Here is an 11,005-nt window from a genome sequence, read left to right as displayed (position 1 = left end):
TATGATGATTATTATACCTCAAAATTTTCTTAAAAACAGGGGGGAGCATTTAAAAAGTTGATTTTTATCGATAATGATAAGGAATTTTAATAAAATGTCAAAGAGATTTTTGACATTACGTAAAATTTAAAGGAGGAAAAAATCATGAGTAAAATAATAGGAATTGATTTAGGGACTTCGAATTCAGCGGCAGCTGTTTTGGAGGGAGGAAAACCGACAATTATACCCTCTGCCGAAGGGGCCAGTATCGGCGGGAAAGCGTTCCCGTCATATGTAGCTTTTACAAAAGACGGGCAAAGGCTTGTGGGTGAACCCGCGCGCAGGCAGGCGGTGTCCAACCCGGAGGGGACGGTCCAGGCGATAAAGCGGAAAATGGGAACGGACTACAAGGTAAAGATTTTCGGCAAGGAATATACTCCCCAGCAGATATCCGCCTTTATTCTACAGAAAATTAAACAGGACGCTGAAGCTTTTTTAGGAGATAAGGTTACCCAGGCGGTCATCACGGTCCCCGCGTATTTTAATGATAACCAGAGGCAGGCGACAAAAGACGCGGGAACAATCGCCGGGCTTGAAGTTTTAAGAATTATTAATGAACCGACAGCCGCATGCCTCGCCTATGGAATCGATAAGGCCGAAAAAGAACACAAGATCCTTGTTTTTGATTTGGGCGGGGGGACATTGGATGTGACAATAATGGACATGTGGTATGATCCGGACGGGAAAAAGAGCGGGTTTGAGGTTATATCGACAAGCGGTGACACGCAGTTGGGCGGTACCGACATGGACAACGCCATAATTGATTATATCGCGAATGAATTTAAAAGGGACAATGGCATTGACCTCCGCAAAGATAAGATGGCCGTACAAAGGCTTCGTGAAGCGGGTGAAAAAGCGAAGATAGAACTTTCAGGGACACTTGAAACTGAAATAAACCTTCCTTTTATTACCGCTGACGCGCAGGGTCCCAAACACATGCAGATGAAATTTACCCGCGCGAAACTGGAACAGCTGATTACGCCCATTATTGAAAGGTGCAGGAAACCGGTCCAGCAGGCGCTGTCCGATGCGAAATTGACGCCTAACGATATACATAAAATTATACTTGTCGGCGGGCCGACCAGGATGCCGTCGGTCCAGAAATTTGTTGAAGATTTATGTGGGAAGAAAATTGAGCGTGGTGTTGATCCGATGGAATGCGTGGCAATGGGCGCGGCCGTCCAGGCAGGGGTTCTGCAGGGCGAGGTGAAACATGTTACGCTCCTGGATGTCACGCCGCTTTCACTTGGAATAGAAACACTGGGAGGCATTTTTACAAAGCTCATTGAAAGAAACACGACAATTCCCACAAAAAAGAGCCAGGTTTTTTCGACCGCGGCAGACAACCAGCCCGCAGTGGATATTCATATCCTGCAGGGTGAAAGGCAGATGTCGCGAGACAACACGGAATTGGGCCGGTTTGAACTCGTGGGTATTCCGCCCGCGCCGAGAGGCATGCCCCAGATAGAGGTCACGTTTGATATCGACGCGAACGGCATTTTGCATGTTACGGCAAAGGATTTGGGGACCAAAAAAGAGCAGAGTATCCGTATAACGGCCCCGACAAAATTGTCAAAAGATGAAATTGATAAAATGGTCAAAGACGCGGAGAGGTTCGCGGAGGAGGATAAGAAAAGGAAGGAATTGACGGAAGCAAAGAACGAAGCCGACAGCCTGGTGTATAACACGGAAAAATCCCTGAAGGAATACGGCGATAAAGTTGATGATTCAATTAAGCAGGACATTAACGGGAAACTGGAAGAGTTGAAGAAAGTAAGCCAGGGCGAAGACGCGAAAGAGATAAAATCGGCGTCTGAGGCGTTGATGAAAGCGTCTCATAAACTCGCGGAAGTTGTATACGCGGAAGCCGCGAAAAAACAGGGCGCGGGAGGGTCCGGGACCGGCGGGTCGGGCGCTGGTGATTTTGGCGCGGGCGCGGCAGGCGGTTTTGGAGCAGGCGAAGAGGGTGGGACACCGGGTGCGGGTGAAGAAGGCACAGGTGCCAAAAAAGAAGAGGCTGTTGAGGCCGATTATGAAGTCGTGGATGAGGAAGAAAAGAAGAAAAAGAAATAGACAAATGGGACTTGATTAATAAAGCTCCTGTAGAATTTAATTAAGTTAGGGGGGAAATTGGCAAAACGAGATTATTATGAGATTCTTGGTATCAAAAAAGACGCGTCAACAGATGAAATAAAAAAGGCTTACAGACAACTTGCTTTGAAGTATCATCCTGATAATAATCCCGGGAATAAAGAAGCCGAGGAAAAATTCAAGGAAGTAGCTGAGGCGTATGAAATCTTGTCCGCTCCCGATAAGCGAAGCGCGTATGACCAGTTTGGGCATGAAGGTCCGGCGGGCATGGGCGCTGGGTTTGGGGGGCCGCATGCGCAATATGGCCACGTTGATTTGTCCGAAGCGCTTCGTGCTTTCGCGGAGGCTTTTGGCGGGGGAGGCGGTTTTAGTTTTGGCGGCGGCGGTTTTGACGAATTTTTTGGAGAGGGAAGAAGAGGAGGCAGGCGGTCCGCCAGGCAGACAGGTTCAGATATACATGTAAAATTGAAACTTACGCTTGAAGAGATCTCAAAAGGCGTTGAAAAAACCATTAAACTGGACCGCCTGCACAAATGTGAAAGGTGCGGCGGCAGCGGCGCAGAAAAAGGCGCTGATTCAACAGCATGCCCCGCATGCCATGGTAAAGGTGAGGTCCGCCAGGTGACAAGAAGCATTTTTGGGCAGTCCATAAGCATTAGTGTATGCCCGAAATGCTATGGGGAAGGTAAAATTATCCAGAAGCCTTGTCCTGAATGTAAGGGACAGGGCAGGACAAGCGGCGCATCGACTATCACGGTAAATGTCCCTGCCGGTGTTATGGAGGGTAATTATATCCCCCTGCGCGGGAAAGGGAATGCCGGCCCCAGGGGAGGCCCGCCCGGAGACATAATTGTTATCATTGAAGAGAAAAAACATGAATTTTTCGAACGCCATGAGGATGACATAGTTTGCAGTGTGCCGATTAGTTTTGTTACGGCGGCATTGGGCGGCGAGATTGAAGTCCCAACGCTGGAAGGCAAGGTTTTATTAAAAATTCCGTCAGGGACCCAGAGTCATAAAACTTTGGTTCTTAAAGGAAAGGGTATCCAGCACCTTCATGGATATGGCAGGGGAGACTTACTTGTCAGGATAATCGTCGAAGTGCCGTCGAGGTTAACTTCAAGGCAGAAAGAGTTGCTTAAGGAATTTGCGGCGACTGAGGATGAAAGTACGTTCCCGCAGGTAAAGGATTTCTTTAAAAAATTAAAAAATTTATTTTTATAAGATGAATTCTGTTTTTAAAATGCCAAAAAAAATCTATTATCATGACACAGATTCCGGAGGTGTTGTTTATTACGCTAATTATCTTAAATATTTTGAAGAGGGAAGGACTGAATTTCTCAGAGAAAAAGGGATTGACATCAAAGAATTATCTCAAAAAAACATTCTTTTTATAGTCAGGAATACAAATATTGATTATAAAGCACCCTCTGCTTATGGCGATACCCTTGAAATTTTTACTGAAATAAAAGAACTGAAAAATGCCTCGATAGAGTTTTTACAGCAGGCTAAAAGGGAAGGCAGGCTTTTGGTTTCCGCGTCGGTCCAGTTGGTTTGTGTTAATAATAATTTTAAGATTACAGGGATTCCTGAAGAGGTCGCGAAAAAGATTTCCGCCAACATCACACCTTAAAACACGTTTCCGTCCGTTTTAAAAACGTCCTTATAAATTTTAATAATGTTAAATTATTAAAAATACCGATAAGATAACCATGGACTTTAAAAAAAATAAAGTTAATGGAGATGATAATGAAAAACTAAAACCCGTAAGGAATTATATATGGCGGCCTTTTGTAATATTTTTTCTTTCCACAATATTTCTGATTATTATTCAATTATTGGATTTCAATCCGGAGATATCTGGTTTTAGGATTAAAAAGATAAACCTTTTTTTAGATATTGTCAAAAAAAAAGAAAAGAAAAAAATTACAAGTTTAGATAATAAGCACTTCAATATAAATGAAAGCACAAACATTGCCATGGCCGGCAGGTTAAAACCTGAAAAATCTGTTGAGCTTTCCGAAAATTTTATGTCCCAAAATGATTCATCAGTGAATAAAAATGAATTTTGCAAAACAGAAGATTTTAATACAGACAGAATTGTTGATTTCAGCCATAAAAGAAATGATATGAAGCGTCTTGCCGCAAAACTCAAGCAGGTAAAAATGGCTAATAAAAAAGTAAGAATTGCATACTATGGAGATTCTGTTATCGAAGGTGATATATTGGTCCAGGACTTTCGAAATTACCTCCAGGACAATTTCGGGGGCAGAAATGTCGGGTTTGTCCCGGTTACTTCAGTTTTTTCAGGTTTCAGGCAGACCATTTTTCATTCATATTCTCCTGATTGGCAGACTTACTCGTTTTTAAGCAATGAAAAAAACGTTCCGCTTGGAATATCCGGTTATACATACATTCCTAAAATTTTAAATTATGATTCCGCTTTAGATGAAAATGCTATATTAAAAGATATTGATAACTCAAGCTGGACAGAATACAGAGCGGCAAAAATTTATAAAACTCTCCAGTTTTTTAATTCGGTATCAATTTACTACAGTCATGTAAAAACAAAATCTTATGCCGTATTTACGATTGATGATACAAAAAGGATAATCAGGCCTCTTGAAATTGGTGAAGATTTGGAAACCATAACAATAACACCTGATAAAGTATTCAGGAAGGTAAAAATAAATATTTTGTCAAACGCTGAAATGTTTATATATGGCGTGAATTTTGATGATAAGGGTGGTGTTTATATTGACAATTTCTCATATAGGGGAATTTCAGGAATTGAAATAAAAAAAATAGATGGCGGATTAATAAAAAAATTCAATGATATTTTGCATTACGACCTTATTATTCTGCAATATGGTTCAAACATAATTGATCCGGTCTATAAAACTTATAAATGGTATCAAAGACAAATGGTAAGTGCAATTAAATATATTAATGAAAACATAAAAACTGCGGCTGTTTTAACAATAAGCGTTCATGATATTTCAATAAAGAATGATAATGGTGAGTATGATACAAATCCAAGGATTCCCCTTCTGGTTAAAGAACAATATAATATTGCAAATCTTTCAAAATCTTCTTTCTGGAATCTATATTATGTTATGGGTTCTGAAAAATCAATGGTCAGATATGTCGAAAATAAACAGGCTAATTACGATTTTACTCATTTTAATATGTCCGGCGGCAGAATATTGGCGGAACTTTTATACAGGGCAATAATAAATAAAAAGGATAATTAATGAAACTATTTTTGTTTTTTTTAATGTTTTTTTTAAATCCAAATTTAGCAGGGGCGGATATAATTAACGGCCCGGTGGGACATTCTATTAAAAAAGAATTCAATTTTATAAATTATGACAAAAATAAAATTGAAAATAGTGAATCTTTAAAGGTATTTTATAACAAGCTGGAAAACCTGAAAAATACAAATAAAAGTAAAATATTAATTATTCATATAGGCGATTCTCATATTCAGGCAGATTATTTTACCGGGGAACTTAGAATGTTATTTCATAGGTATTTTGGAAACGCGGGGCTTGGGATTATTTTTCCTTATAAACTGGCAAGGACTAATTCCTCTTCTTCTTATATTTCTTTTTCTAATAAAAAGTGGAAACATGATAGTATTAAAAATAAACATCCTGAAATGACTGTCGGTTTATGCGGAATATCCATTGAAACATTTGCCCCCGGCAGTGAAATTACTATAAATTTAAAAGACAATAAAGATGTTGATTATAGTTTTAACAAAGTTACGGTGTTTTATGAAAAAGATGAGAGGGCATTTGGCTATTTTTTAAATGAAGCGGGAAGATTTAATAATACTCCTGGTGTTTTTGTTGATGGTTCCGGGGAATTTTATGACGTTTTTCGGTTTGATGGGCCTCTCAAATCAGTAAAATTAAGAACTCAACAGGTTAATAAAAATGAAGACCATTTCAGGTTTTATGGTATGCTTTTTGAAAATGGTTATTATGGGATTATATATAATTCACTAGGCATAAACGGCGCTACATTTGATGATTTTAATAATAATGAAAGTTCAATCAAACAATTATCTGTTTTGAGTCCTGATTTACTGATAATTTCTCTCGGGACCAATGAATCACTTGGCAAAATTATCAACCCTGAAAATTTTAATGATTCTGTTAATAGGTTTATAAGCAAAATAAAACATTATAATCCAAATTTGGACATATTATTCACCATTCCCCCGGATAATTTATTAACACGGCGGATAACGGATTTCGCATATAAGAAAGATAAAAGCGGTAAAAGGGTAAAGGAATATTATAAAAAGAAAGTATATTTAAAAAATGAAAAGCTGGGTTTTATCAGAAATTCAATCATAAATTATGCTCTTAAAAATAATTATGCCTATTGGGATTTATATTCCATAATGGGTGGTGATGGTTCCATTGAAAAGTGGCATAAAAAATCGCTTGTTCAAAATGACAGGATACATTTTTTTAAAAACGGTTATGAACTGCAGGGAAAACTTTTATTTGAAGCCTTTTTAAGAAGGTAGTTTAACATGCTTAAATTCGATTTGGATAAATTTTTACGCGTGTTTTTGTATAATCCAAAACAGCCTTTGATTTTCAATACGGCTTTTTTCTTTTTTCTTTTTATTGGATTCCTATTTATATACCAGTTTGTCCATAAAAATCAGAAAGCAAAAATAATCTATATATGTTTATTCTCAACATATTTTTATTACAAATCGAACGGCGTATTTGTGTTACTCCTGTTGTTTACTGCCATCTCGGACTATATCCTTGCTGAATATATTGATAAAACGGGTTCTAAAACAAAGAAGCAAATCTTACTTATTTGCAGTTTATTAATCAATATCGGGATCCTTTCCTATTTTAAGTATGCCGGTTTATTTATCAGCAATATAAACAGTATTTTTTCGAAAAACCTTATGACATCAAATATAATTTTGCCTATAGGGATTTCTTTTTACACGTTTAAATCACTAAGTTATATAATCGATGTTTATCGCGGTAAAATTAAGAGGGCCAATAATATTTTAGACTACTGGTTTTTTGTATCGTTTTTCCCGGAGATTTTATCAGGTCCAATTACACGTGCCGGCGAATTTATCTCTCAAATTGGCAGAGATGTTTTTGTCAGAAAAGAAGATATAGGTAAAGCGCTTTATTTGATACTCGCTGGCCTGTTTAAAAAAGCAATAATTGCTGATTACATAAGCATCAATTTTGTTGATAGAGTTTTTGATAATCCAAAACTTTATTCCGGCGTTGAAAATCTTTTTGCAGTTTATGGATATGCTCTGCAAATCTATTGCGATTTTTCCGGGTATTCTGATATAGCGACCGGGATTGCCTTATTAATGGGTTTCAAACTATGCGTAAATTTTAATTCTCCGTATGTTTCATCAAATCTTACCGAGTTCTGGAGAAGATGGCATATTTCTCTTTCAACATGGTTTAGAGATTATGTCTATATCCCGCTCGGGGGCAATAGAAAAGGAAAAATAAGACAATATTTAAATTTATTTGTGACAATGCTTCTTGCCGGTTTATGGCATGGCGCAGGATGGAAATTTATAATTTGGGGAGGGATACATGGGTTGGGGCTGATTTTTAATAAAATATTTCGTAGTATCGTTGGAATTAAGGAAAATAAATATTTTAAATATCTAAGCATTATTTTCACATTTAATTTTGTTTGTTTAGCGTGGATATTTTTCCGGGCAAAAAGTTATCCGGTTGCAATTGATATAATAAAACAAATATCCGTTAATTTTAATGGGCAAATATTCATTCAGCTTATTTCAAGTTTCCAACTGGTTTCCGTGCTTATTTTGATAGGTTTTGCGAGCCATTTTATGCCCGAGGCAGTCAGATCAAAAAGTGAAAATATAATAACAAATTCTCCAATATTTTTGCAGGCAGTTTATGTCACGGCAATGATATTTTTAATTATCCAGTTTAAATCATCAGGAATAAGGCCGTATATATATTTTAAATTTTGAATATATAATTCGCAACGTCCCAAATAGGAATAGGGGACGATAGGAATAGGGGACTGAAATTGCTTTACCCCGTTAGAGAAAGCCACCGACTTTAGTCCGCCTAAGGCGGATTTCCAAGCTGACGGTGGTTTTTCTCTGAGGCGAATCCGCCTTTGGCGGAAATGCCACCGTCAGCGCAAACCGTTAGAGGACAAAGTTCTCTAACGGGGTTTACTAACTGATTCTTCTCGTTTATCACTTTACTTTAAGCAAATTCCATTCCGTACCTATATATTTTACCAATATTATGTATGATTGCGAACAATTTCCATTGGATATTTATTTTTGGTTTTCCTCTTAAGGTGAATTTGGTTAACCCCAGATTGTTTTTTATGTTCCCAAAGACGGGTTCAATTATTTCCATTCGTTTACTATAAATATATCTTCCGGCTACTGAATCAATTTTCTTTTTCAAGGATTGAGGGGAAGAAGTAATGTTACAAATTATAGGGATCAAAAGTTTTTACTCTATTTTATCCAGAATGATTTTTTCACAAGATTCTTTCATGTTATTTATAGTTTCCTCGTAATTATAGAAAAAAAAGGTGGCATTTCTATTTTTTACGACGGGTATCAAATTGTTTACCCATGTGCTTGTAAATTCCTCTGACTTTTCTCTTTTAAAAGATTCGACTTTTCTTATATCGCTTTCATCCAGATAATCAAATGATAATGTTAATTCATAAACTAATCTTTCATATTTTTTGGTATCCAAAAATTCCTCAATGCTTTTTTCAACATTATTTTCTTGGTATTTACCCCTGATCGTTTCGATAGAACAAACAGCACTAGCTCTTATAAGAGATTCTTCATCTTTGTTTTCCAGGATTTCAAACAAATATTTTTATTCAGAATCCGCTGCATGAAATTGTTAAAAGTTTCTAATTTATTTTATATCTTTAGTTTTTGTTTGTCGATGAAATTATGGACTAGAGAGTAATAAAAATTGCTGAATTTACAATTATTTTTAATATTTAATGGTCTACGTATACAAATTCTGCACCGTTCCAACAGAATCGATTCCTCCCCTGCTTGCCGGCCCCCAGACCTATATGTCCGTATGAGTAAAGAAAGAGATCTTTCCCGTCCTCAATTAGCTCAATTCTGTTCTCTACCTCATCAAAATCATTGTGATATACAAGAACTGCTTGCTTGTTGTCCAATCTGAATACGAAATTGCGGCCATTATTCCCAGATGCTCTGATACCATAAGGGTGTGTTTTGTTCCGAACGTCTGCATAAACGACCATAAATGTTCCGTGCCTCTCGAATGTAAATACCTGAGTCTTTGAACTCTTTCGAAGGGCATCCTCAATCTCTGAACTCGTGTCCTTCGGAAATACATACTTTTTGATTACAGCATAGATAGTATCGACATGTTTTTGAGTTATGGAACCGGCAAATGTGCTTGAATAGTCTAAAGTCTCCATTATTGGTTTGAGTTCAAAGAATGAAATTAAGTCTCTTTCCCACATTTGCCATGAAGACTAACCTGACCAAAGTAAAACAAAAATATTGGAATTATTATTTTTTCCGATTAATTTTGCTGACAAATGCGATGGTCCAGGGGAAGAAGCTTTATTTGCTGAGTAGTTCAGCGGCATAATCCAGATAGATATACTTTCTTTTGTGGATTGGCCTTTGTCTTTTACTTCTACCGAACCTTTTAGAAAAATGCTTAAACCATTGTTATTTGTGTTTTCTATAAATCCATAAGGGTATTCATTCTCTCGGATAGTTTCTATATGCCAACCCACAGGAAGTATTTTTTCAAATTTATTTTTGTCGAAGATACTATTTCCTAGATTTTGGGCATATGCAAGACCTGCTGATATAATTACAAATATGAGTAGAAATATTTTTTTCATAATTTTAACGCGGAGCTGAGCCGTCCCCCGAAGGGGGATTGGTCTCGAGCGCCTGGTTCTCCCGGAGCGTAGCGCATGGTTAGGAATTTTTATTTTATGCTTTTGCTAAAGTTAAGTCGTTAAAATAAACTCCAACTTCTTTTTCAATTCGTGCGGCAAGCCGGTCTTCTTCAATATCAAGATCGTAATCCATCTGTAAGCCAAGCCAAAACTGCGGAGACATTTTGAAATAATGCGCCAAACGAAGAGCCGTGTCAGCCGTAATTCTTCTTTTCCCATGCACTATTTCATTAATCCTGCGCGGTGAAATTCCAATATCATTGGCTAATTTGTTCTGGCTTAAATTCATTGGTTTGAGAAATTCTTCGTTTAATATTTCTCCGGGATGAATGGGTTCTATTTTTTTTCTGCTCATGATTAAGTCCTCCTAATGATAATCAACTATTTCGACATTTGAAGCGTCGTGTTCTAACCATTCAAAACAAATTCTCCACTGGTCATTTATTCGAATGCTGAATTGTCCTTTTCTCTCACTGTGTAATGCCTCGAGATGATTCGAAGGTGGAACACGTAAATCATTTAATATGTTCGCCCTGTTTAACATCCTTAATTTTCGAAACGCAACTTTTTGGATATTATGGGGAAGCTTATGCGAAAAAAGGCGATTAAATATTTTTTCAGTTTCCCTGCACTTAAATGATTTTATCATTGATGAAAGTATATCACTAAATAACGTATAACGTCAAGCGTTAAATACTATTTAATTATCAAACAAAATAAATTCGGTTATTTTCTCTATAATCTTTTTCATTTAATTTTTGGAATTGGTTCTGTTGAAATCCTTTAATATATAGCCCGAAGAAGACGAAAAGCTCCTCCAGAGAGAAATCTTTGGAAAAAGGAGGAGCTTTCGTGAAACAACTTACAAGCTATGAACAGTTTATCCTGG

At 37.2% G+C, this 11,005-nt stretch carries 12 protein-coding genes; 6 read left to right on the top strand and 6 right to left on the bottom strand.

Translation table 11 applies throughout. The features are described 5' to 3' along the window. Positions 1–144 precede the first annotated feature (144 nt). From dnaK to AB1498_02095, 6 genes are all read left to right on the top strand, one after another. Positions 145–2,112, top strand: coding sequence for a molecular chaperone DnaK (gene dnaK, locus AB1498_02120; protein MEW6087084.1), 1,968 nt, complete (start codon positions 145–147; stop codon positions 2,110–2,112). A gap of 57 nt (positions 2,113–2,169) precedes the next feature. Then, entirely contained in the window at positions 2,170–3,354 is a 1,185-nt protein-coding gene (dnaJ, locus tag AB1498_02115) for a molecular chaperone DnaJ (GenBank protein MEW6087083.1), read from the top strand. A gap of 19 nt (positions 3,355–3,373) precedes the next feature. Continuing rightward, positions 3,374–3,763 (top strand): YbgC/FadM family acyl-CoA thioesterase, encoded by a 390-nt coding sequence (locus AB1498_02110; GenBank protein MEW6087082.1) that lies wholly within the window; start codon positions 3,374–3,376, stop codon positions 3,761–3,763. A 79-nt stretch (positions 3,764–3,842) separates the two neighbouring features. Beyond that, positions 3,843–5,384, top strand: a complete 1,542-nt coding sequence (locus AB1498_02105) for a hypothetical protein (protein MEW6087081.1) — start codon at positions 3,843–3,845, stop codon at positions 5,382–5,384. After that, on the top strand, positions 5,384–6,673 hold the full coding sequence (locus AB1498_02100; protein MEW6087080.1) for an SGNH/GDSL hydrolase family protein: 1,290 nt from the start codon (positions 5,384–5,386) through the stop codon (positions 6,671–6,673). The genes AB1498_02105 and AB1498_02100 overlap by 1 nt, the downstream gene beginning before the upstream one ends. Positions 6,674–6,679: 6 nt before the next feature. Further along, the gene (locus AB1498_02095; protein ID MEW6087079.1) at positions 6,680–8,149 is read left to right on the top strand and encodes an MBOAT family O-acyltransferase; all 1,470 of its coding nucleotides are present in this window, start codon (positions 6,680–6,682) and stop codon (positions 8,147–8,149) included. Between the two features lie 244 nt (positions 8,150–8,393). On the opposite strand, the gene AB1498_02090 is transcribed toward AB1498_02095, so the two are convergent. The 6 genes from AB1498_02090 to AB1498_02065 form a co-directional block, all read right to left on the bottom strand. Then, positions 8,394–8,603: a transposase gene (locus AB1498_02090; protein MEW6087078.1), complete on the bottom strand. Its 210-nt coding sequence runs from the start codon at positions 8,601–8,603 to the stop codon at positions 8,394–8,396. 48 nt (positions 8,604–8,651) lie between these two features. Further along, positions 8,652–9,026, bottom strand: coding sequence for a hypothetical protein (locus tag AB1498_02085; GenBank protein ID MEW6087077.1), 375 nt, complete (start codon positions 9,024–9,026; stop codon positions 8,652–8,654). Between the two features lie 136 nt (positions 9,027–9,162). Continuing rightward, the gene (locus tag AB1498_02080; GenBank protein ID MEW6087076.1) at positions 9,163–9,663 is read right to left on the bottom strand and encodes a hypothetical protein; all 501 of its coding nucleotides are present in this window, start codon (positions 9,661–9,663) and stop codon (positions 9,163–9,165) included. 12 nt (positions 9,664–9,675) lie between these two features. Beyond that, the gene (locus AB1498_02075; GenBank protein ID MEW6087075.1) at positions 9,676–10,056 is read right to left on the bottom strand and encodes a hypothetical protein; all 381 of its coding nucleotides are present in this window, start codon (positions 10,054–10,056) and stop codon (positions 9,676–9,678) included. Positions 10,057–10,150: 94 nt separating this feature from the next. Then, on the bottom strand, positions 10,151–10,471 hold the full coding sequence (locus AB1498_02070) for a HigA family addiction module antitoxin (protein MEW6087074.1): 321 nt from the start codon (positions 10,469–10,471) through the stop codon (positions 10,151–10,153). 12 nt (positions 10,472–10,483) lie between these two features. Beyond that, positions 10,484–10,765: a type II toxin-antitoxin system RelE/ParE family toxin gene (locus AB1498_02065; protein ID MEW6087073.1), complete on the bottom strand. Its 282-nt coding sequence runs from the start codon at positions 10,763–10,765 to the stop codon at positions 10,484–10,486. Positions 10,766–11,005 lie beyond the last annotated feature (240 nt).

The sequence above is a fragment of the bacterium genome, from assembly GCA_040754625.1.
Classification (GTDB): domain Bacteria; phylum JACRDZ01; class JAQUKH01; order JAQUKH01; family JAQUKH01; genus JAQUKH01.
This window is presented reverse-complemented; position numbering and strand designations above follow the sequence as displayed.